Origin of the sequence: Streptomyces sp. NBC_00597 (assembly GCF_041431095.1) — a bacterium.
Classification (GTDB): domain Bacteria; phylum Actinomycetota; class Actinomycetes; order Streptomycetales; family Streptomycetaceae; genus Streptomyces.
In genome coordinates this window covers 3,510,405-3,532,188 of record NZ_CP107757.1, presented here as the reverse complement: position 1 = coordinate 3,532,188, position 21,784 = coordinate 3,510,405, and the positions used below count along the sequence as shown (strand labels likewise).

Here is a 21,784-nt window from a genome sequence, read left to right as displayed (position 1 = left end):
TCGCGCACCGGGCCACCGGTCTTTTCCGTACCGGGCCGTCCGAGAGGTCAGGCCGCGGAGCCCGCGGCCTGCGCGGCGGCGGCCGCCTCGGCGGCCCGCTTCTCGCCCTCCGCCTTGGCGTGCTTGACGAAGCGGACCGTCCAGAGGGACAGGCCGCCGAGCGTCCCGTAGATCATGAACGGGCTGAGGGTCACCATGGTGGAGGTGTCCAGGATGTACGACAGGACGATCCGGACCGCCGCCTCGATGAGGTACACCACGCCCCAGACCAGGGTCATGCGGCGCTGGGTGTTGCGGAAGCCCTCGAACCGCCACAGGTCGTTGTAGTACGCCACGCCCGCCGGGGTGCCGTCCGTGCCGAACTTGCGGCCGAAGTAGAACATCAGCGGACGCGGCGCGAGCAGCGTCGCCAGGCACAGCAGCCCGAACAGGCCCGTGACGGCGGAGTCCTTGACCAGCAGGGCCTGGGCGGACTGGGCGCCCACGAGGGAGACCACGGCGGTGATCACCAGGAACACCAGGGCGATGATGGCGAACTCGTCGAGCTTGCGCCGCCAGGCCACCATGACGGCGGTGTCGAGCACCGGCCAGGCGCCACTGGCCAGCAGCGCCGAAGCCTCGCTCCAACCGTGGTCGTCGACGAGCGTGTTGTAGGTGACGATCGGTGCGACCGCGCTGAGCGCGATGGACAGGATCAAGCCGATTGCAGCGGCCCCGCCCGAACGGGCGGGAGGTGCGGGCGGCGCTGCCTGAGTGGACTGAGCGGACAAGGTTCCCCCTGGAACGTGCCTGATGAAGTGCGGTAGGGGGACCGTATGAAATTTGACGGGTTACGGACAAGTAAGCCACACCCAAAATGATCATCAAGCTGTGCGGAGTGGCTCGTTCCGTACGGTGTGGCCCCCGGTCAGGCGCGCAGGCCCCGGATCACGAGCGAGGTGACCGCCTCGAACTCCGTGATGATCGTGGGCGAGAGCCAATCGGCCGCGTACTGCGGATCGTGGAAACGGCCGGTGGCGTCGAACACCGCACGGGCGGCCGCCGGCACGTCGGGCGCACTGAGCGAGCCCGCCTCGACGCCTTCGGAGATGATCCGGCCCAGTTGGTCGATGAGCTGTGTCAGGTGGTGGTCCACCACACCGCTGTTCTCGGCGAGCAGCACCGTGTACGTCGCGAACAGCTCGGGGTCGTCACCCGCCTTGTGGCGCTTGGCCTCGAAGAGCGCCTCCAGCCACGCCTCCAGCTTGGAGGGCGCGGTCCCGTCGGGGGCCGAGGCGATCTCCCCCAGGCGGACCACGCTCTTGGCGAGCCAGCGGTCCGTGACGGCCTCGCGCAGCGCCGCCTTCGACGGGAAGTGCCGGTACACGCTGCCGTGACTGACGCCCAGGGCCCGGGCCACGTCCACCACGGTCGCCTTGGTCGGGCCGAATCGGCGCAGCACTTCCTCGGTGGTTTCGAGGATGCGCTCGGGTGTCAGGGGCTCGGCGGCAGCGGGGGGCATGAGTACGACCGTACCGCCCGCTCAGCGCTCGCTGTCGAGGTGGGCCATCTGGGCTGCCGGATACCGGTCGCCGGCCGCGGCTCCGGCCGGGACCGCCTCCTCGATGGCCGCCAGGTCCGCAGGGCTCAGCTTCACGTCCATGGCACCCAGTGCCTCGGACAGTCGGTCCCGGCGGCGGGCACCCACCAGCGGCACGATGTCCTCGCCGCGCGAGAGCACCCACGCGATGGCGGTCTGCGCGATGCTGACCCCCTTGTCCTCCGCGACCTTGCGCAGGGCGTCGACGAGGTCGAGGTTGTGCCGGAGGTTCTCGCCCTGGAAGCGGGGGCTCATCCCGCGAAAGTCGCCCGGCGCCAGCTCCCGGTCACGGCTGAAGTGCCCGCTGATCAGGCCGCGGCTCAGTACCCCGTACGCCGTGATCCCGATGCCCAGCTCGCGGGCGGTCGGCAGGATCTCCTCCTCGATGCCGCGGGAGATGAGCGAGTACTCGATCTGGAGGTCGGCGATCGGAGCCACGGCCGCGGCCCGGCGCAGGGTGTCCGCGCCGACCTCGGAGAGGCCGATGTGCCGCACGTGCCCGGCCTCGACGGCCTCGGCGATGGCACCGACGGTCTCCTCGATCGGGACCGCCGGATCGACGCGGGCGATCCGGTAGACGTCGATGTGGTCCCGACCCAGGCGCTGGAGCGAGTAGGCCAGGAAGTTCCTGACTGCATCGGGGCGGCCGTCATAGCCGGCGAAGCCGCCCTCGACCGTCCGCAGCGCGCCGAACTTCACGCTGGTCAGCGCCTGCTCGCGGGCGGCGGCGGGCGCGGTGCGCAGGGCTTCGCCGATGAGCAGCTCGTTGTGGCCCATGCCGTAGAAGTCGCCGGTGTCGAGCAGCGTGACCCCGGCGTCCAGGGCGGCGTGGATGGTCGCGATCGACTCGCTGCGGTCGGCCTCCCCGTACAGGGCGGACATGCCCATGCAGCCCAGACCCAGCGGGAAGACGGAGGGGCCGGTCGAGCCGAGGGTGCGGGTGTTCTCGTTCGTCGTCATGGAAGAACCATGGCATGACGAGTGACAGATTTCAATATCTGTCACTCGTCAGTGCGGCTATGCCGCCATGCGCAGGGTCAGTGCAGCCGCTGCGGCCAGGGTCAGGACCGCCGCCGGGGCCAGTTCGAAGTCCTTGACGCGCAGGTGGCTGATCACCGCGCCCGCGAAGTAGAGGGTCACGCCGACGGCGGCGGCGACGCCCAGTGGTGTCACCCACAGGCCGGCGACCAGTCCGATCGCACCGGCCGCCTTCAGTGCGGCCAGCCGGGGCAGCCAGCTGTCCGGGACCTCGACCTTCCGCATGCTCGCCATGACCGCCTCGTTCCGCTGGAGCGTGAACGTGGCGGACGCGGCCAGGACGAGTGCGAGCAGGCCGGCGACGACGGCATAGGCAATGAACATGTTGGACTCCAACGATCGGGGGTTGCAGATAATTGAATAGCATCAACGATCGATAGTCTGCAACCATTCCCGGGTTGTTACGATGTCCGATATGACGGCAGCTCAGGCAGCTCAGGAATCCCCGCACCCCCCGCAGCGGCTGGGCCTGCTGCTGGCCTGGCACGGCTCGATCACCGAGACCCGGATGAAGAAGGCGCTCAGCACGGCTGGGCTCACCCCGCGGCACGCGATGACGCTCATGCACCTGGAGGTCGGCCCCGTCGGTCAGCGGGCACTCGCCGAGCGGCTGGAGGTGGACCCGAGCGTGCTCGTCGGCATCCTCAACGACCTGGAGGGCGAGGGCCTGGCCGTCCGCCGCCGGGACCCGGCCGACCGCCGCCGTCACAACGTGGCCATCACCGAGGCCGGATCGGCCGCCCTCGCCAAGACGAACGCGGCGCTCGACGAGGTCGAACTCGCCATGTTCGCCGCGCTCTCGCAGCAGGACCGGGACGCACTGCGCGGGCTGCTGGCCCGGATCGACTCGAACGCCGACGACTTCAACTGCACCGAGTAGCGGGCCCCGTCAGCCCCTCGGCGGGACAGCGGCCGGCTTCGGTTCCGCGGGCGTCCGCTCCAGCGTGCGGGCGGTTCGTGCCGCGGTCCGCATCGCCCACCGGCCGCTGGTCACGGCGCCCACGACGAGCGCGAGCAGTCCGCAGGCCGTGATGACCCACCAGGCCGGCCGGGTCGCCTCGGTGAAATCGGCGCCGCCGGCCGTCCCCGCGGCCAGCACCGCGCCGATCACGGCCACGCCCAGCGTGCCGCCGGTCTGCCGGCTGGTGGAGGCGACCGCGGCCGCGACACCCGCCTGGGCCCGGGGCATACCGGAGACCGCCGTGTTCGTGATGGGCGCGTTGACCATGCCGAAGCCCAGCCCGAACAACACGTACGCGGTGAACAGCAGCGGCGTCGAGGTCTGCGCCGAGAAGGCGGCGAACAGGAGCCCGCTCGACGCCATCGCCGTCCCCGCGATCAGGAGCGACGGCCGCGGCCCCCGACTGCCCACCAGTCGCCCCGACAACGGGGGGCAGATGAAGGCGAGCGCAGCCATCGGCAGCATGTAGAGCCCGGCGTCGAGCGCGCTCAGCCCCCGTACGTCTTGCAGGTACAGGGTGTTGAGGAACAGGAACCCGGACAGCGCGGCGAAGGCGCTGACGGCGATCACCGTCGCGCCGCTGAAGGGAGCGCTCCGGAAGAACCGGGGGTCGATCAGGGGCTCCGCCCGGCGCGGCTCGTAGAACAGCAGCCCCGCCAGCGAGGCCACGGCCACGGCCGCGCAGCCGAGGATGACCGGAGCGTTCCAGCCCGCGGTCGGCGCCTCGATGATCCCGTACGTCACGGAGCCCAGCAGGGTCATGACCAGCAGCTGGCCCACCGGGTCCGGGCGGCGCGGGTGCGCGGCCCGCGATTCGGGGACGAAGCGCAGCGTCAGCACCAGCGCCAGCAGCCCGACCGGGAGGTTGAGCCAGAAAATGGACCGCCAGCCGACGGAATCCACGAGCAGTCCGCCGATCAGCGGGCCCACGGCCATGGATATGCCGACCACCGCGCCCCAGGCGCCGATGGCACGGGCCCGCTCGCGCGGATCCGTGAACGTATTGGTGATGATCGACATGGCGACCGGGTTCAGCATCGAGCCGCCCACGGCCTGGACCATCCGGAAGGCGATCAGCCACTCCAGGCTCGGCGCGAGCGAGCAGAGCAGCGAGCCCGCGGTGAAGACCACCAGGCCCGCGGCGAAGACCCTGCGGCGCCCGATCCGGTCCGCCGTGGAGCCCGCCAGCATCAGCAGCGAGGCCAGGACCAGCGTGTACGCGTCGATCGTCCACTGCATGCCGGCGACGGACGCGTCCAGCTCGCGGCGCATCGAGGGCAGGGCGACGTTGAGCACCGTCACGTCGAGGCTGACGATGAGCAGGCTCGTGCAGCAGATCGCCAGGACCAGGAGTCTGCGACGACGACTCGACTCGGGCATAGTTACGATAGTACGCCTAACTAAAGAAATGCGTGATGCGATTCGTCTGGGCGACAATGGGGGGATGACCACGCTCCCCCCGCCGCTCGCGATCGGCCCGCACACCGTGCAGCCCCCCGTGGTGCTCGCCCCCATGGCCGGCATCACCAATGCCCCGTTCCGTACCCTCTGCCGCGAGTTCAGCGGCGGCAAGGGGCTGTTCGTGAGCGAGATGATCACGACCCGCGCCCTGGTCGAGCGCAACGAGAAGACCATGCAGCTGATCCACTTCGACGCCTCCGAGAAGCCCCGCTCGATCCAGCTGTACGGGGTCGACCCGGCGACGGTCGGCAAGGCGGTCCGCATGATCGTCGAGGAGGACCGCGCCGACCACATCGACCTCAACTTCGGCTGCCCGGTCCCCAAGGTGACCCGCAAGGGCGGCGGCTCCGCCCTCCCGTACAAGCGGAACCTGCTGCGCGCGATCCTGCGCGAGGCGGTCGCGGGCGCCGGTGACCTGCCGGTCACCATGAAGATGCGCAAGGGCATCAACGACGACCACCTCACCTACCTGGACGCCGGACGGATCGCCGTCGAGGAGGGCGTCACCGCCATCGCCCTGCACGGCCGCACCACCGCCCAGCACTACGGCGGCACCGCCGACTGGGACGCCATTGCGCGGCTCAAGGAGCACGTGCCGGAGATCCCGGTGCTCGGCAACGGCGACATCTGGTGCGCCGAGGACGCGCTGCGCATGGTCCGCGAGACCGGCTGCGACGGCGTGGTGGTGGGGCGCGGCTGCCTGGGACGCCCGTGGCTGTTCAACGACCTGGTCGCGGCGTTCGAGGGGCGACCGGAGGACTTCCACAAGCCGACGCTGCGCGAGGTCGCGGCCACGATGCACCGGCACGCCGAACTGCTCGGTGAGTGGATCGGCGACGAGGCGCGCGGGGTGATCGACTTCCGTAAGCACGTGGCCTGGTACCTCAAGGGCTTCTCGGTGGGCTCCGAGATGCGCAAGAAGCTGGCGGTCACCTCGTCGCTGGCCGAGCTGGACGCTCATCTGAGCGAGCTCGACCTGGACCAGCCGTGGCCCGAGAGTGCGGACGGCCCGCGCGGCCGGACGTCCGGAAACAACCGGGTTGTCCTTCCGGATGGCTGGCTGAAGGATCCGTACGACTGCGCGGGCGTGAGCGAGGACGCCGAACTGGACACGTCCGGGGGCTGAGAAACAGCTGACAAACTATGCCGCCGGCGGCGTGACATACGCCACGCATGGGTGGGGTTGCGCTCACATGAGCGCGAAAATCACGGGTAAGACTTCCAAAGGGTGGCACTGGGTGCCACCCTTTGTTTGTTCAAGACTTGAACGCAAATGTATCGATGATCGCTCATCCGAGCGTAAACACGCCGCAGGAGCCCCTTCACCCTTCGGGAGGTGAACGCTCTTCGTAGGTTCTGGCTACTCTTCGGTTACTTTCGATCTGGTGGCGCACGGGTGGTTACAGCCGCATGACGACCAAGTGGACGTACCCAGAAGCCTTCGATCTGGGTATGTTCCTGGCCGTCAGGGCAGCCACCGAGTCCTCGAGGAGTCGAGACCCGTGTCGGAAAACAAAGATCAGAAGTTCGTCTACGACTTCACCGAGGGAAACCGCGACCTCAAGGACCTTCTCGGCGGCAAGGGGGCCAACCTCGCCGAGATGACCAACCTGGGTCTGCCGGTCCCTCCCGGCTTCACCATCACCACCGAGGCCTGCAAGGTCTACCTCGCCAGCGGTGAGGCCCCGGCCGCGCTGCGCGACGAGGTCAGCGCCCACCTGGCCGCCCTTGAGGCGAAGATGGGCAAGAAGCTCGGCCAGTCGGACGACCCGCTCCTGGTCTCCGTGCGCTCCGGTGCCAAGTTCTCCATGCCCGGCATGATGGACACGGTCCTCAACATCGGCCTCTCCGACGAATCCGTGACCGGCCTCGCCTCCCAGGCCGGTAACGAGCGCTTCGCGTGGGACTCGTACCGCCGCCTGATCCAGATGTTCGGCAAGACCGTCCTGGACGTGGACGGCGAGCTCTTCGAGGAGGCCCTCGACGAGGCCAAGGCCGCCAAGAAGGTCACCGTCGACACCGACCTCGACGCCGCCGACCTGAAGAAGCTGGTCACCCGCTTCAAGAAGATCGTCGCCAAGCAGGCCGGCCGCGAGTTCCCGCAGGACGCCCGCGAGCAGCTCGACCTCGCCGTCGAGGCGGTCTTCAACTCCTGGAACACCGAGCGCGCCAAGCTCTACCGCCGCCAGGAGCGCATCCCGAGCGACCTGGGCACCGCGGTCAACATCTGCTCCATGGTCTTCGGCAACCTCGGCCCCGACTCCGGCACCGGCGTCGCCTTCACCCGCGACCCGGCCAGCGGCCACGCCGGCGTGTACGGCGACTACCTGCAGAACGCCCAGGGCGAGGACGTCGTCGCGGGCATCCGCAACACCGTCCCGCTGGCGGACCTGGAGGCCATCGACAAGGCCTCGTACGACCAGCTCATGACGATCATGACGACGCTGGAGACCCACTACAAGGATCTCTGCGACATCGAGTTCACCATCGAGCGCGGTCAGCTGTGGATGCTGCAGACCCGCGTCGGCAAGCGCACCGCCGGCGCCGCGTTCCGCATCGCCACCCAGCTCGTGGACCAGGGCCTGATCGACGAGGCCGAGGCCCTCCAGCGCGTCAACGGCGCCCAGCTCGCGCAGCTGATGTTCCCCCGCTTCGACGACGGCGCCACCACGACCCTGCTCGGCCGCGGCATCGCCGCCTCCCCGGGTGCGGCGGTCGGCAAGGCCGTCTTCGACTCGTACACGGCCGTCAAGTGGTCGCGCTCCGGCGAGAAGGTCATCCTGATCCGCCGCGAGACGAACCCGGACGACCTGGACGGCATGATCGCCGCCGAGGGCATCCTGACCTCGCGCGGCGGCAAGACCTCGCACGCGGCCGTCGTGGCCCGCGGCATGGGCAAGACCTGCGTCTGCGGCGCCGAGGACCTCGAAGTCGACACCAAGCGCCGCCGCATGACGGTCGGCGGCCAGGTGATCGAGGAGGGCGACGTCGTCTCCATCGACGGCTCCACCGGCAAGGTCTACCTCGGTGAGGTACCCGTCGTACCGTCCCCGGTCGTCGAGTACTTCGAGGGCCGTATGCACGCAGGTGCCGACGACGCCGACGAGCTGGTCGCCGCCGTCCACCGGATCATGGCCTACGCGGACCGCGTCCGCCGGCTGCGGGTGCGCGCCAACGCCGACAACGCCGAGGACGCGCTGCGCGCCCGCCGCTTCGGTGCCCAGGGCATCGGCCTGTGCCGCACCGAGCACATGTTCCTCGGTGAGCGCCGCGAGCTGGTCGAGCACCTGATCCTCGCGGACACCGACAAGGAGCGCGAGGAGGCACTGAGTGCCCTCCTGCCGCTCCAGAAGAAGGACTTCGTCGAGCTGTTCGAGGCGATGGACGGGCTGCCCGTCACCGTCCGCCTGCTGGACCCGCCGCTGCACGAGTTCCTGCCCGACATCACCGAGCTGTCGGTGCGCGTCGCCCTCGCCGAGGCCCGCAAGGACGCCAACGAGAACGACCTGCGCCTGCTCCAGGCCGTGCACAAGCTGCACGAGCAGAACCCGATGCTGGGTCTGCGCGGTGTCCGTCTCGGCCTGGTCATCCCCGGTCTGTTCGCCATGCAGGTCCGGGCGATCGCCGAGGCCGCGGCCGAGCGCAAGAACGCCAAGGGCGACCCGCGCGCCGAGATCATGGTTCCGCTCGTGGGCACCGTCCAGGAGCTGGAGATCGTCCGCGAGGAGGCCGACGCGGTCATCGCCGAGGTGGAGGCCGCCACCGGCACCAGCCTCAAGCTGACCATCGGCACGATGATCGAGCTGCCGCGCGCCGCCCTGACGGCCGCCCAGATCGCCGAGGCCGCGCAGTTCTTCTCCTTCGGTACGAACGACCTGACCCAGACGGTGTGGGGCTTCTCCCGCGACGACGTCGAGGCCAGCTTCTTCACCGCGTACCTGGAGAAGGGCATCTTCGGGGTCTCGCCGTTCGAGACCATCGACAAGGACGGCGTCGGCGCGCTGGTCCGCAGTGCGGTCCAGGCCGGCCGGGCGACCCGCCCCGACCTCAAGCTCGGCGTCTGCGGCGAGCACGGCGGTGACCCCGAGTCGGTCCACTTCTTCCACGAGGTGGGTCTCGACTACGTCTCCTGCTCGCCGTTCCGCATTCCGGTGGCGCGCCTGGAGGCCGGCCGCGCCGCGGCCGAGGCGAAGGGCAGCGACAGCCGCTGAGCCCTTCACGGCCCTGACAGGGCCCGCTGACTGCGCGTCCGCCCCCGGGTTCCCTGACCCCCGAGGGCGGACGCGCCCATTTTTTGTTGTTCAACAAATCTTTACGCCAGCAGGCGGTGGACGGATCCCCACCCGTCCACCGCCTGCTGTCAATCTGCCAGGCACGTCGGCGCTTCCCGGTGCGACCGACCGCCAGGCCCCGCAAAGCCCCCCACGGCCTTCACGGAGCGTTTCGGTCGCACTGGAGTGTGCCTGGCGGAGTACAGGATTTCGGTTGTCACGCCCCTGCCGAAAGGGGTTTCAACTGTGGCCGAAAGGGCGTGGTGACAACGTGTGACGGCATGCATACTCATGAGGCGGGGGGATTGCGGTTGCACAGGTGGGGGTTCGGTGCTGCGTATCCATTTCACTGGAGTGGACCTGGCACGCGTACGGATGGCAGGGCGTCCCGATGCGTTGTGGGAAACGATTCTGAGTTTTCACCGCTTAAGAGACCGGCGTGATGCGCGGCTCTTCGGTGAATGGCGTACGGAAACCCGGAGCAGGTTGAATAGTGAAACACGTTTGCTCGGTGCGCTCATACCGAGTCGTGGTTATTTTCCCGATTTCCTGACCCCTGTTGAGGGGCAGTACGGGTGGGACGTGGGCTTGGACGCGTTGCGCGGGATCCGCCCCGAGCGGATGCGGCGCGAGCTCGCGCTACTGGGCGCGGGCACAGCCGTGGGAGCCGCGTTCGGCATGCCCTCGGCCGTGAGCGGGGGCGCCGACGCGCTGGTCCCGCGACGGCTGCGCGACTTCATGGACGGCGGCACCAAGCACCTGCCGAGGCTGCTGGGCGAGCTGCGCGGCTACCACCGGGCGGCCGTGGAGCCGTACTGGACGCACATCCAGGCCCAGATCGAGGCCGAGCGGGCCGCGCGCGGCCGGGCCCTGCTGGACGGAGGCGCGGACGAGCTGCTGGCCTCGCTGCCGCCGATGCTGCGCTGGCGGGCGCCGGTCCTGGAGTGCGACTACCCCGTGGACCGCGACGTACGGCTGCGGGGGCGCGGGCTGCTGCTCCAGCCGTCCTTCTTCTGCCGGCGCACCGCCGTGACCCTGCACGACCCGGAGCTGCCCCCGGTGCTGGTCTACCCGGCGGCCGCGCAGCTGGCCTCGGCCCCCACCGGCGCCGAATCGATTCGGCCCTTGGAGGAGCAGCGCCAGCGCACGCTGGGCAAGCTCGTCGGGCACACCCGCTCGGTGGTGCTGCGGGCCATAGGCGACGGCGCCACCACCAGCGAGCTGGCCCGCCGGGCCGGGGTCTCGCTGGCCTCCGCGAGCCAGCACGCCTGCGTGATGCGCGAGGCGGGTCTGGTCACCACCCTGCGCCGGGGCAACGCCGTCCTGCACACGGTGACCCCGCTGGGGGCCGCGCTGCTGAAGGGCGGAGCGGTGGCCTCGTAGTGTGCCCGGCGGCCCCGGGGCGCGAAGCGCGGTCCGGGGCCACGGCCCACGAAGTGACGAACCGCAGGACTTTCAGCCCTGGCGGCCGCGGGCCCGCGCCAAGATGCTGGAACGATGAACCAGTTCGCCGCGGACAACGACATCTGCGGCCGCGCCGACCTCGCCGTCGTGCTGCGCCGCTTCTACACGGCCGCATTCGCCGACCGGCGCATCGGGCCGTTCTTCACCGAGGTGGCCGGCACGGACCTGGAGGTCCACCTGCCGCGGATCACCGACTTCTGGGAGCGGGCCCTGTTCCGTACGGCCGGCTACGGGCGCGACGCCTTCGCCCCGCACGCCGCCCTGCACGCGGCGCGGGCGATGACCGCCGAGGACTTCGGACGGTGGGTGCAATTGTGGCGCGCCGCCGTCGACGGCCTGTACCGGGGGCCGAACGCGGAGCGGGCGAAGGCGACGGGCGAGCGGATCGCCCTGGCCCTGCACAAGCGGCTGGCCGGGCCGGACCCGGCGCTGCTCCGCCGGGAGGACACCCGGGGCTTCGTCCCGCTGGCCGCCCTACAGCTCCGCTCCACGGCCTGACCTGCGCTGACGCGCCCCACCCGGCTGCCCGGCGGGAACTTCGGAAAAGTTTTCCGCCGCAGCGATGAGTTTTCCCGGGCACCCCGGTCTATCTCTCGAAAGCACGTACACGAGAGATGAGGAACCGAGATGCCCACCATGATCTTCGTCAACCTGCCCGTCAAGGACATCGACGCCGCCAAGGCGTTCTGGGGCGAGCTCGGCTACTCCTTCAACCCCCAGTTCAGCGACGAGAAGACCGGCTGCCTCGTCATCAGCGACACGATCTTCGCGATGCTGATGACCGAGGAGCGCTTCAAGGACTTCGCGACCAAGGAGGTGGCGGACGCCACCAAGACCACCGAGGTCATGCTCGCCCTGAGCGCGGAGAGCCGGGAGAAGGTCGACGAGGTCGTCGGCGCCGCCCTCGCGGCCGGCGGCACCGAGCCCCGCCCGGCCCAGGACCTCGGCTTCATGTACGGCCGGGCCTTCGAGGACCTGGACGGCCACGTCTGGGAGTACGTGTGGATGGACCCGGCGGCCGTCCAGGGCTGATGCCCCCGCTCGCGCGCTACGCCACCGCCGCCGAGGTCACGGCGGTCCGCACCGGATAGGTCCGGACCGCCGCCTCCTCGTCGTCCAGACAGCGCCCCGAGGCGAGGTCGAAGCGCTGCTTCAGCAGCGGCGAGGCCACGAAGGGCTTGTTGTCCACACAGCCGACCAGCCCTCGCGAGAGCACCGCCGCACCGGTGAACGGGTCCCGGTTGTCGATGGCGTACAACCCCCCGGACCGGCCGATGAACACCGCGGCCTGCCTCCCGTCGGGCAGTAGGACCGCGACGCCCCGCCCGGGGGTCAGGTCGGTCAGTTCGCACACCGTCAGCCAGCCTTCGGCCACCTGCAGTTCCACGGTCATCGGGTGCCTCCCACGGCCTCCAGCGGCCGGATGTCGAGAATGGTCAGGTCGGGCTTGACCTGGTCGCGTTCGGGGATGAACTTCACGGTCGGGTCCGGGGCGCCGGGGGCGTTCACGAAGGACACGAACCGGCGCAGCCGCTCGGGGTCCTCCAGCGTCTCCGCCCATTCGTCGCGGTAGTGCGCCACGTGGTCGGCCATCAGCGACTCCAGCTCGCCGCACAGCCCCAGCGAGTCGTGTACGACCACGTCCCGCAGGTGCTCCAGGCCGCCCTCCAGCCGGTCCAGCCAGGTGGAGGTGCGCTCCAGGCGGTCCGCGGTGCGGATGTAGAACATCAGGAACCGGTCGATGAGCCGCACCAGTTCGGCGTCGGACAGGTCCTGGGCCAGCAGGTCGGCGTGGCGCGGGGTGGCCCCGCCGTTCCCGCCGACGTACAGGTTCCAGCCGTTCGCCGTCGCGATCACGCCGAAGTCCTTGCTCTGCGCCTCCGCGCACTCGCGGGCGCAGCCGGACACCGCCGACTTGAGCTTGTGCGGGGCGCGCAGTCCCCGGTAGCGCAGCTCCAGGTCGATGGCCATCCGCACGCTGTCCTGGACGCCGTAGCGGCACCAGGTCTGGCCCACGCAGGACTTCACCGTGCGCAGTGCCTTCCCGTACGCGTGGCCGGACTCGAACCCGGCGTCGACGAGCCGGGCCCAGATCCGGGGGAGCTGGTCCACGCTGGCACCGAAGAGGTCGATGCGCTGCCCGCCGGTGATCTTCGTGTAGAGCCCGAAGTCTCGGGCCACCTCGCCGATCACGATGAGCTTGTCGGGGGTGATCTCGCCGCCGGGGATGCGCGGGACGACCGAGTACGAGCCGTTGCGCTGGAGGTTCGCGAGGAAGTGGTCGTTGGTGTCCTGGAGGGCGGCCTGCTCCCCGTCGAGGACGTAGCCGCTCGCGCCGAGGGTGGGGGCGAGCGAGGCGATGATCGAGCCGACGGCCGGCTTGCAGACCTCGCAGCCGTCGCCGCCGCGGGCCGCGTCCCGGCCGTGGCCGTCGAGGAGCTGCTCGTACGAGATGAGCCGGCGGGTTCGGACGATCTCGTAGAGCTCGGCACGGGTGAAGGGGAAGCAGCCGCACAGGCCCTTGTCGGCGGCCGCGGGCAGCAGCTGGCCGATCACCTTCAGGCAGCTGCCGCAGCCGGTGCCCGCCTTGGTGCACTGCTTGACCTCGGGGAGGCTCGCGCAGGCGGTGATCGCCTTCTTGGTGACGTTGTGGCAGGAGCAGATCACCGCGGAGTCCGGCAGCGCCGACGGGCCCAGCGCGACCGGCGCACCGAGGCCGGCGGGCAGCACCAGCTGGTCGGGGCTGACGGGCGGGACGCTGCCGGTGAGCGGGCGCAGCAGGCCGTACGAGTCGGCGTCGCCGACCAGGACCCCGCCGAGCAAGACCCCCTCGGGGGAGACGACCAGCTTCTTGTAGACGCCGGAGCGGGAGTCCGAGTAGACGACGTCGAGGCTTCCGGGGGCCGCGCCGTGGGCGTCGCCGAAGGAGGCCACGTCCACGCCGAGCAGCTTGAGCTTGGTGGAGAGGTCGGCTCCGGTGAACTCCTTGTCGCGGCCCAGGAGGTCCTCGGCGGCGGTCTCGGCCATCTCGTAGCCGGGGGCGACCAGTCCGTACACCCGGCCGTCGGTGGCCAGCGCGCACTCGCCGATGGCGTAGACGCGGGGGTCCGAGGTGCGGCAGCGGGCGTCGACGCCGATGCCGCCGCGCTCGCCGACGGTCAGGCCCGAGGCGCGGGCGAGGTCGTCGCGGGGGCGGACCCCGGCGGAGAAGACGACGAGGTCGGTGTCGACGGTGGAGCCGTCGGAGAGGCGCATTCCGCTGACGTGGCCGTCCTCTCCGGTGACGACCTCCTGGGTGCCGACGCCGGTGTGGACCGTCAGCCCCATCGACTCGATGGTGCGCAGCAGGGCCGCGCCGCCGCCCTCGTCGACCTGGACGGGCATCAGGCGCGGGGCGAACTCCACGATGCGGGTGGCGAGTCCGAGGCCCTGGAGGGCGCCGGCGGCTTCGAGCCCGAGGAGACCGCCGCCGACGACCGCGCCACTGGTGCGGGTCTTGGCGTACTCCTCGATCGCGAGCAGGTCCTCGATGGTGCGGTAGACGAAGCAGCCGGGGGCGTCCTTGCCGGGGACGGGCGGCACGAAGGGGTAGCTGCCGGTCGCCAGGACGAGCACGTCGTACGGGAAAACCCGTCCCGAGCGGGAGGTGACGGTGCGGGCCCCGCGGTCGATGGTCTCGGCGGGGTCGCCCAGGTGCAGGTCGATCCCGTGCTGCTCCATGAAGCCGGCGGGGGTGAGGGAGAGGTCTTCGGCGGTGCTGCCGGAGAAGTACGAGGTGAGGTGCACGCGGTCGTAGGCCGGCCGGGGTTCCTCGCAGAGCACGGTGATCCGGTGCGTGGAGGTGGCCCCGCGCTCGGCGAGTGCCTCAAGGTAGCGCTGGCCGACCATGCCGTGGCCGATGAGCACGATGGCGGGAGTGGGCGTGGGTGCGGCCATGATCAGGAGCCTCCGTCGTCGGTGAGCAGGTGGAACAGGTCGGTCAGGGTCTCGGCGTCCTCCCAGCTGCGGGCGAGGGCGCCCACGCTGGAGAGTTCGCCGAGGAGGACCCCGCCGACGAGGCGGTCGCCGCGGACGACGACCTTCCGGTAGGTCCGGCGGGTGGCGTCGGCGAGGCGGACCACGTCGTCCCCGGGAAGCGGGGTGGTCTCGCCGAAGGCGGCGAGATCGAGCGGGCCGGTGTCCGTGGCATCGGATCCGGTGGCGGCAGCGAGGGTGAGGCGGGTCAGGGCGCGGGTTCCGGTGTATCCGGGGGTAGTTCCTCCGGTTCCTTCGGTTCCTTCGGTCACTCCGGCGGGGCCGCTCGCGCCGGTCAGTTGTGCCGCGAGGGCATCGGCCTGCTCCAGGGCGGGGCCCGCGAGCCCGTACACCCGGCCCGCGTGCTCGGCGCAGTCGCCGACCGCGTGGATGTGCGGGTCGCTGGTGCGCAGCCGGTCGTCCACGAGGATCCCGGTGCCCACGCGGAGCCCGGCGGCGAGCGCGAGCCCGGTCCGGGGCCGCACACCGCAGGCGAGCACGACGACGTCCGCGTCGAGCCGGTACCCGTCGGCGAACTCGACCCCGCCGACCCGCCGCCCTCCCGCGCCGCCCGCAGACGGCGCCGTCGTCAGGCCGCGGACCCGGCACTGGGTGTGGATCTCGATGCCGAGGGTGGTCAGGTGGTCGTGCAACAGCGCCGAGGCGTCCGCGTCCAGCTGGCGTTCCATCAGGCGCTCGCCCTGCTGGGCCAGGACCACCTGGGCGCCGCGCTCGGCCAGGGCGCGGGCCGCGGAGACGCCGAGGAGGCCGCCGCCGATCACAACGGCGCGCACGCCGGACCGTGCGCCCACCGCGGCCGACAGGGCCAGGCAGTCGTCCATCGTGCGGAACGCGTGGACCCCGTCGGGCAGTTCCCGGCCCTCCGGTTCGAACAGGCCGCGCAGTGGCGGGAGGACCGCGTTGGAACCGGTGGCCAGGACCAGCGTGTCGTACCGCTCGGTGCTGCCGTCGTCGCAGTGGACCGTGCGGTCGGCGCGGTCGATGCGGACCGCACGGACGCCCCGCCGCAGCGCCGGCCCGGCGTCCGGGAGAGCGGTCACCTCCGGTGCGTACCGGCCCGCCAGGACCTCCGCCAGCAGGACGCGGTTGTACGGAACGTGCGACTCCTCGCCGAGGACCGTCACTTCGGCACCACCGGCGCCGGCATCCGCACCCGCGGCCGCGCCCAGCCGCGCAGCGACCCGCAGGCCCGCGAGGCCACCGCCGATCACCACCACACGCTGCTGCTTCGAGGTCATGGCACGAGCGTGCGCGTCCGCTGTTTCCCCTCCGCATCGCCACTGTTACCCGGGAGGAACGCGCACCTCAGCGCCCGGGTTAAGGGTCGGTGAGGCGTTCCTCAAGACCGACTTAAGGATCGGTTCGGGCAGGTCAGCGGCGTTCTGAGCAGCCTTAGCGTGATCCGTATGCGAGATGCGGCGGTGCGGGCCAAGGGCGGGATGCTCGGCGGGGCGGGGGCTGTGGCGCTGCTCTGGGCGGCCCAGGTGCGCCCCTCCGCCCGCCTCGACGCGCTGTTCGCGACCGGCGCCCACCTGACCGGTCTGCTCGCCGGGTACGGGGTGCTGGTCCTGCTCTTCCTGATGGCCCGCGTGCCCGCGGTGGAGCACGGCGTGGGCGCCGACCGGATCGCCCGCTGGCACGCGCTGGGCGGTCGGCACGTGTTGCTGCTCTGCTTCGGGCACGCGCTCTTCGCCCTGTGCGGATACGCCGTCCACGAGGGCGTCGACGTGGTCTGCGCCGTCCGCGGGCTGCTCGGCTATCCCGCCGTGGCCGCCGCCTTCGCCGGAACGGCGCTGCTGGCGGTCGTCGGGGTGACCTCCGCGCGGGCCGTACGCCGACGGGTCAGCCACGAAACCTGGCGCGGGGTGCACCTCTTCGTCTACCTCGCCGCCTCCTTGGCCTTCGGCCACCAGCTCGCCGGGCCCGATCTCGCCCTCGCCGGCTGGTTCTGGGCCCTCGCGCACGCCACCGTCGCCGTCCTGCTGGTCTGGTACCGGGCCGTGGTCCCCGTACGGCAGGCCCTGCGGCATGCGCTGCGGGTGGCCGAGGTGCGGGTCGAGGGGCCCGGGGTGGTCTCCGTCGTCGTGTACGGGCAGCACCTGGAGGAACTGCGCGCGGAGCCGGGCCAGTTCCTGCGCTGGCGGTTCCTCCAGCGCCGGCTGTGGCACACCGCCCTGCCGTTCTCGCTGTCCGCGCCGGTCCGCGGGCACGCCCTGCGGATCACCGTGAAGGCGCTCGGTGGGCACTCCCGCCGGATCCGTCGGCTCCGCCCCGGCACCAGGGTCATCGCCACCGGGCCGTTCGGGGCGCTGACCGCCGCCCGGCGGACCCGGCCCAAGGTGCTGCTGATCGCGGGCGGGGTCGGCATCACGCCGATGCGGGCGCTGTTCGAGACGCTGCCCGGCGGCCCGGGGGACCTCACCCTCCTCTACCGGGCCGGGGCCGAGGAGCACCTGGTGCTGCGGTCCGAGCTGGAGGCCATCGCCGCCGAACGGCAGGCCGGGCTGCACTACCTGCTCGGGTCCTCCGATGCCGCCTACGATCCGCTCGCCCCGCAGGCACTGCTCGCGCTGGTGCCGGACCTGACCGGGCACGACGTGTACCTGTGCGGGCCGCCGGGGATGGCCGAGGCGACGCGGAGCGCGCTGCTGCGGGCCGGGGTGCCGGCCGGGCGCATCCATTGCGAGTGCTTCAGCTTCTGACCCCGACCCGAGTTCCGAGAGGTCGCCGCGCCATGCGCCATCCGCTGCACGTCCCCCTGTCCGTACCGGTCGGGCCGGCCAACGCCGCCGCTGCCCCGGCCGTCCGCGCCGGTTCCGTCCGCGCCGGTTCCGTCCGCTCCGCGGCCCGGCACCGCAAGCCGCGCCGGGTCTCCGCGCTGCGGGTGGGCGCCGCCGCGCTGGCCGCCGTACCGCCCGCGCGCCGACTCGCGGCCGGACTCGGTCTGGCCAGCGTGCTGGCCGCGACGGCTCTGACGGCGACGGTGGATCCGGCCGCCCCCGTGGCCCCGGACCGGGCGCCGGCCCGACAAAGCTCAACCTTTGCGCAAGTTTCCGGCGATTGATGGGTCCTGCACCCATCAGCTCCATAGGGTCGTGTCCGTGCCTGACATATCAACGACCATGATCATCGTTCTGTGCGTGGCCGCCGCCGCGGCCGGCTGGATCGACGCGGTGGTGGGCGGCGGCGGACTGCTGCTCCTGCCCGCCCTGCTCCTCGGGCTGCCCAGCGCCCACCCGGCCACCGTGCTCGGCACCAACAAGGCCGTGGCCATCGTCGGCACCGCGGGCGCGGCGGTGACGTACCTACGCAAGGCGCCGGTGGATGTGAAGCTCGCCGTCCGGATCGGCCTGGCCGCGCTCGCCGGTTCCATGGGCGGCGCGGCGCTCGCCGGCGGGATCAGCAAGGACGCCATGCGCCCGCTCATCATGGGCGTGCTCGTGGTCGTCGCGGGCGTCGTCATCTTCAAGCCGGGCTTCGGCAGCGCCCCCTCGACCGCGCCCGTCAGCCGGCAGCGGGTGCTGCTCGCCATCGGGCTCGCCGGGCTCGGCATCGGCTTCTACGACGGGCTCATCGGGCCCGGGACCGGCACCTTCCTGGTGCTCGCCCTCACCGCACTGCTCCACCTCGACCTGGTCACCGCCTCCGCGACCGCCAAGATCGTCAACTGCTGCACCAACGCCGGGGCGCTCGCGATGTTCGCGTACCAGGGCATGGTGCTGTGGCAGCTGGCCGCGCTGTTGGCGGTGTTCAACCTGGCCGGCGGCATGATCGGCGCCCGGATGGCGCTCAAGAAGGGCAGCGGGTTCGTCCGCGGCGTCCTGCTGACGGTGGTCGGCGCGCTGGTGATCAAGCTCGGTCTGGAGCAGTGGGGCTGACCGGGCGGACCGGGCCGACCGGGCCGACCGGAAACCGCTCTCGGCTCCCCGCTAGTACGTTCCCGTGAGATGGGCGAAGACGACCACGTTGCCCTGGTAGCCGGTGCGCGGTGAGAAGCCCCCGCCGCAGGTGATCACCCGGAGCTCCGCGCGCGGCGAGGGCCCGTACACGCGGGAGTCGGGGAAGTGGTCGGCCTCGTAGACCTCGACCGCGTGGACGGTGAACACCGCCGTGCGTCCGTCTTCGCGCGGCACCTCGATCGCGGCCCCACGGTGCAGCGCGCCCAGGTGGTAGAAGACCGCCGGGCCGGTGGCGTGGTCGACGTGGCCGACGACGACGGCCGTACCGACGGCGCCGGGGGTGGTGCCGTCGCGGTACCAGCCCGCCAGATCGCGGCGGGCGGGCGGCGGCACCTCGATGCTGCCGTCGGGCCCGAGGCCCAGCCCGGTCAGCGGGGCGTCCACCCGGATGGACGGGATCCGGATCCGGGTCGGCGGGGATCCGGGGAGGGGGGCGATGCTGCCGGGGTAGCGCACCCGCCCGTTCAGCGCCTCGGCGGGGGAGGGCAGCGGAGGTCCGACGGACTGGCCCGATCCGCTGCCGATCAGCCAGATGCCGACGCAGGCGGCGAGCGCGACGAGCCCGCCGCGGCCGGCCTGGCCTTTGCCCATGCGTGCCCCCTGGCGGTGCGATGGTGTGCTCTGCGTATCCGGTGCCTACGTACTCCGTGTGTCCGTGTGTCCGCGTGCTCGCGTGTCCGCTTGCCGGTTGTGTGACAGGCCGTCGCCCGGCCCCGCGAACGGGGGGACCTCGCGGGGCGGGCGACGGGGGGCGGTACCGGTCGGACCGCGGCCGCAGCCGCGGTGGGCGCCCGTCAGCTCCGCGTGCCGCTCGCCCGGCGACGCAGGAGCCAGGTACCGCCGACGGCGGCCGCGGCCAGCAAGACCGCTCCCGCCGTGATCTTGGTGGGGTCGACGGTGGTGGTCGTTGCGCCACCCACCCCGGTACGGACGTGGCCCTTCGGGCCGCGTTCGGTGACGACCAGGTCGCCGGTGGCGAACTTGCCGTCGGCGCAGGTCGCGCCCACGGCATAGGTGCCGGGGCGGGTGTCGCGGGCGATCTGGAACTGTCCGGTGACCACCTCTTTGTGGGTTCCCGGCACCAGCTTGAAGCGGCCGCCGCCGACCGTGGTGGCATCTCCGTCGGCATGGCCGCCCGTTCCGCAGGCGGTGGTGTTCACGGTGATGCCGGCCCCGGGGGCAGCGGTTTTCGGCCATACCTCCAGCTTCGCGAAGTCGCCGGGGGCGACGCCCGTCGTGCCGAAGTCCGCGGCGGCGACCGCCCCGGTGACCGGGCCGGTGAGCGCGGCGGCGGTCAGCGCGGTGGTGGTGAGCACATGGGCGGTGCGTCGACGCATGGGGGCTCCTGGAGACACGGGGTCGTGTTCCCGAGGTAACCCGGCCTGCCCGCGGCCCGCCTGCTGATGTGCCGTCAGTTCGGTGCGCGCGGCTGCCGTTGTCGCAGGTCATGGCCCTGCATGCGGCCGTTCGAGCGGGCCACCCCGTCCGGGTGAGGGCGGACGCGGGACGGAGCCCGGGCCGGGCCGTAATCAGGCCGGGGAGCACCACCGTCGCCGCCGTGCCCGCCGGGGCCGGGTTGGCCAGGGTCACCCGCGCCCCGACCAGCTGCGCCTGGCGTCGCCCGTGAGGTCGCGGTACAGCGGCGGGCGGATCCCGACCTTGCCCGGTGCGTCGATCCAGCCCTTCGCCGCGAACGGCTTCATCTGCTCGTCGGCTCGTACGACGTCCCGTACGTTCACCGCGGCCAGTCCGGCTGAGCCACCTCCGGCGCGTTCTTCAGCGGCTGTGGCGGGGGCTCCCGGGTGCCGACCGGCTTGCCGGACGCCGCGGCGGAGCGGTCGGTCCACGGCGGCCAGAGCGACTCGGGCTGCGGCCGGGCCGACACCGGCGGCACGGGCTCACCGACGGCGAGCCCTCCGGGCGCGGAGCAGCCGCCGGCGGCGAGCGGCAGAGGGCAGGCGCACAGGAGGGCGGCGGTGGTGCGGGGGCGGGCCGGCCGCGTCAAAGGTCGCGCCAGGGGTCGCGTCATGGGAAAGGGAGGCCAAGGGGATCGGGGGAGGGGGAACCGACGGTAGAGGGCGACGGTCACGGGCGCCGGGAGGTTGTGTGACAGCGGTCCGTACCGTGGAGGAACGCGGGCGGATTCGGGACCAAAGTCCCGGGCCGCGCGCCGTCCGGCACAACCGAGGGAGGGCTCCGTGACACCATCCGATCGGCCAGAACCGCCACGACCGCCGCGGCCGCAGCCGCAGTCGGCAGAGCTCGCGGTGCTCACCGTGCTGACCACCGTCGACTCGGCGCAGGCGGCCTCGGCGCTCGCCCGCGGTGCGGTGGAGGCGCGGCTGGCCGCTTGCGCGCAGATCTCCGGGCCGGTGACCTCCGTCTACCGCTGGGAGGACGCGCTGGAGACCTCCGAGGAGTGGCAGGTGCTGTTCAAGACCACCACCACGGCTGCCTACCCGGCCCTGGAGGCCCGGCTGACCGAGGGGCGCCCGTACGACACGCCGGAGATCATCGCCACCCCGGTGGTGCGGGGCAGCGCGGACTACCCGGCGTGGGTCGCGGCGGAGGTGACGGCCCGATGAGCACCGCCGAGCTCCCCTTCTTCGTGTACGGGACCCTGCGTCCGGGAGAGGTCAACCACGCCCTGTTCCTGCGGGGCCGCACGGCCGCCGAGGAGCCCGCCCGGCTCCCGGACGCGCTCCTGTACGACGGTCCCGGATATCCGTACGCCGTCCAGCACCCGGGATCGCAGATCGTCGGCGAGCTGGTCACTGCGGCGCCCGGCGCGTACGGGGGGCTGCTGGCCGAACTGGACCGGCTGGAGGAGTACCACGGACCGGGCCGGCCGCTGAACATCTACGACCGGGTCCGCCTCGACGCGGTCCGCCCGGACGGCAGCCGGACCGCCGCCTGGGTCTACCTGGCGGCACCGCTGCTGGCTCGCCGGCTGCGCGAGTCCGGCACCGAGATACCGGGCGGCGACTGGTTCGCCCGCAGGGTCTGACGCCCAGGG

At 71.8% G+C, this 21,784-nt stretch carries 23 protein-coding genes; 11 read left to right on the top strand and 12 right to left on the bottom strand.

Translation table 11 applies throughout. The features are described 5' to 3' along the window. Window positions 1-47: 47 nt before the first annotated feature. From OG974_RS15730 to OG974_RS15715, 4 genes are all read right to left on the bottom strand, one after another. Window positions 48-698, bottom strand: coding sequence for a VC0807 family protein (locus tag OG974_RS15730; RefSeq protein WP_371643477.1), 651 nt, complete (start codon window positions 696-698; stop codon window positions 48-50). Between the two features lie 209 nt (window positions 699-907). Beyond that, complete coding sequence (locus OG974_RS15725; RefSeq protein WP_328762703.1) at window positions 908-1,501, bottom strand: TetR family transcriptional regulator; 594 nt, start codon at window positions 1,499-1,501, stop codon at window positions 908-910. A 21-nt stretch (window positions 1,502-1,522) separates the two neighbouring features. Beyond that, window positions 1,523-2,539 (bottom strand): aldo/keto reductase, encoded by a 1,017-nt coding sequence (locus OG974_RS15720; protein WP_327283344.1) that lies wholly within the window; start codon window positions 2,537-2,539, stop codon window positions 1,523-1,525. A gap of 57 nt (window positions 2,540-2,596) precedes the next feature. Then, complete coding sequence (locus OG974_RS15715; RefSeq protein WP_371643475.1) at window positions 2,597-2,941, bottom strand: DoxX family protein; 345 nt, start codon at window positions 2,939-2,941, stop codon at window positions 2,597-2,599. Window positions 2,942-3,032: 91 nt separating this feature from the next. Between OG974_RS15715 and OG974_RS15710 the strand changes: the two genes are divergently transcribed. After that, a complete protein-coding gene (locus OG974_RS15710) occupies window positions 3,033-3,497 on the top strand; it encodes a MarR family winged helix-turn-helix transcriptional regulator (RefSeq protein ID WP_327283342.1) in 465 nt (154 codons plus the stop codon). Window positions 3,498-3,506: 9 nt separating this feature from the next. On the opposite strand, the gene OG974_RS15705 is transcribed toward OG974_RS15710, so the two are convergent. Further along, on the bottom strand, window positions 3,507-4,958 hold the full coding sequence (locus OG974_RS15705; RefSeq protein ID WP_327283341.1) for an MFS transporter: 1,452 nt from the start codon (window positions 4,956-4,958) through the stop codon (window positions 3,507-3,509). Between the two features lie 64 nt (window positions 4,959-5,022). Here OG974_RS15705 and dusB point away from each other — a divergent pair, with 64 nt between their 5' ends. From dusB to OG974_RS15680, 5 genes are all read left to right on the top strand, one after another. Further along, window positions 5,023-6,165: a tRNA dihydrouridine synthase DusB gene (gene dusB / locus OG974_RS15700; protein WP_327283340.1), complete on the top strand. Its 1,143-nt coding sequence runs from the start codon at window positions 5,023-5,025 to the stop codon at window positions 6,163-6,165. A 376-nt stretch (window positions 6,166-6,541) separates the two neighbouring features. Continuing rightward, a complete protein-coding gene (gene ppdK, locus OG974_RS15695) occupies window positions 6,542-9,250 on the top strand; it encodes a pyruvate, phosphate dikinase (protein ID WP_327283339.1) in 2,709 nt (902 codons plus the stop codon). 390 nt (window positions 9,251-9,640) lie between these two features. Beyond that, window positions 9,641-10,693 carry a helix-turn-helix domain-containing protein gene (locus tag OG974_RS15690; RefSeq protein ID WP_327283338.1) on the top strand — a complete coding sequence of 351 codons (1,053 nt, stop codon included), beginning with the start codon at window positions 9,641-9,643 and terminating at the stop codon, window positions 10,691-10,693. 114 nt (window positions 10,694-10,807) lie between these two features. Then, a complete protein-coding gene (locus OG974_RS15685) occupies window positions 10,808-11,272 on the top strand; it encodes a group III truncated hemoglobin (protein ID WP_327283337.1) in 465 nt (154 codons plus the stop codon). A gap of 129 nt (window positions 11,273-11,401) precedes the next feature. After that, window positions 11,402-11,806, top strand: a complete 405-nt coding sequence (locus OG974_RS15680) for a VOC family protein (protein ID WP_327283336.1) — start codon at window positions 11,402-11,404, stop codon at window positions 11,804-11,806. Window positions 11,807-11,822: 16 nt separating this feature from the next. Here the strand turns inward: OG974_RS15680 and nirD are convergent, their stop codons facing one another. The 3 genes from nirD to OG974_RS15665 are packed head-to-tail and all read right to left on the bottom strand — an operon-like array spanning window position 11,823 to window position 16,047. After that, a complete protein-coding gene (gene nirD, locus OG974_RS15675) occupies window positions 11,823-12,167 on the bottom strand; it encodes a nitrite reductase small subunit NirD (RefSeq protein WP_327283335.1) in 345 nt (114 codons plus the stop codon). Then, window positions 12,164-14,710, bottom strand: a complete 2,547-nt coding sequence (gene nirB / locus OG974_RS15670; protein ID WP_327283334.1) for a nitrite reductase large subunit NirB — start codon at window positions 14,708-14,710, stop codon at window positions 12,164-12,166. Before nirB ends, nirD begins: the two co-directional genes overlap by 4 nt. A 2-nt stretch (window positions 14,711-14,712) precedes the next feature. Further along, the gene (locus OG974_RS15665; RefSeq protein WP_327283333.1) at window positions 14,713-16,047 is read right to left on the bottom strand and encodes an FAD-dependent oxidoreductase; all 1,335 of its coding nucleotides are present in this window, start codon (window positions 16,045-16,047) and stop codon (window positions 14,713-14,715) included. A 168-nt stretch (window positions 16,048-16,215) separates the two neighbouring features. Here OG974_RS15665 and OG974_RS15660 point away from each other — a divergent pair, with 168 nt between their 5' ends. From OG974_RS15660 to OG974_RS15650, 3 genes are read left to right on the top strand one after another with little or no spacing between them, the layout of a single operon-like run. Further along, the gene (locus OG974_RS15660; RefSeq protein ID WP_327283332.1) at window positions 16,216-17,511 is read left to right on the top strand and encodes a ferredoxin reductase family protein; all 1,296 of its coding nucleotides are present in this window, start codon (window positions 16,216-16,218) and stop codon (window positions 17,509-17,511) included. A 32-nt stretch (window positions 17,512-17,543) separates the two neighbouring features. Further along, a complete protein-coding gene (locus OG974_RS15655) occupies window positions 17,544-17,873 on the top strand; it encodes a hypothetical protein (protein ID WP_327283331.1) in 330 nt (109 codons plus the stop codon). Between the two features lie 37 nt (window positions 17,874-17,910). Beyond that, window positions 17,911-18,687 (top strand): TSUP family transporter, encoded by a 777-nt coding sequence (locus OG974_RS15650; protein WP_327283330.1) that lies wholly within the window; start codon window positions 17,911-17,913, stop codon window positions 18,685-18,687. A 51-nt stretch (window positions 18,688-18,738) separates the two neighbouring features. Here OG974_RS15650 and OG974_RS15645 read toward each other — a convergent pair whose 3' ends face one another. The 4 genes from OG974_RS15645 to OG974_RS15630 all read right to left on the bottom strand — a co-directional run bounded on the left by OG974_RS15645 (window position 18,739) and on the right by OG974_RS15630 (window position 20,797). Further along, window positions 18,739-19,359, bottom strand: coding sequence for a class F sortase (locus tag OG974_RS15645; RefSeq protein WP_327283329.1), 621 nt, complete (start codon window positions 19,357-19,359; stop codon window positions 18,739-18,741). A 203-nt stretch (window positions 19,360-19,562) separates the two neighbouring features. Beyond that, window positions 19,563-20,105, bottom strand: coding sequence for a hypothetical protein (locus OG974_RS15640; RefSeq protein ID WP_327283328.1), 543 nt, complete (start codon window positions 20,103-20,105; stop codon window positions 19,563-19,565). Between the two features lie 249 nt (window positions 20,106-20,354). Further along, on the bottom strand, window positions 20,355-20,507 hold the full coding sequence (locus OG974_RS15635; protein ID WP_327283327.1) for a hypothetical protein: 153 nt from the start codon (window positions 20,505-20,507) through the stop codon (window positions 20,355-20,357). Beyond that, on the bottom strand, window positions 20,504-20,797 hold the full coding sequence (locus tag OG974_RS15630) for a hypothetical protein (RefSeq protein ID WP_327283326.1): 294 nt from the start codon (window positions 20,795-20,797) through the stop codon (window positions 20,504-20,506). Before OG974_RS15630 ends, OG974_RS15635 begins: the two co-directional genes overlap by 4 nt. A 238-nt stretch (window positions 20,798-21,035) precedes the next feature. Here OG974_RS15630 and cutA point away from each other — a divergent pair, with 238 nt between their 5' ends. Further along, entirely contained in the window at window positions 21,036-21,353 is a 318-nt protein-coding gene (cutA, locus tag OG974_RS15625; RefSeq protein ID WP_327285639.1) for a divalent-cation tolerance protein CutA, read from the top strand. Continuing rightward, window positions 21,350-21,775: a gamma-glutamylcyclotransferase family protein gene (locus tag OG974_RS15620; RefSeq protein WP_327283325.1), complete on the top strand. Its 426-nt coding sequence runs from the start codon at window positions 21,350-21,352 to the stop codon at window positions 21,773-21,775. The genes cutA and OG974_RS15620 overlap by 4 nt, the downstream gene beginning before the upstream one ends. Window positions 21,776-21,784 lie beyond the last annotated feature (9 nt).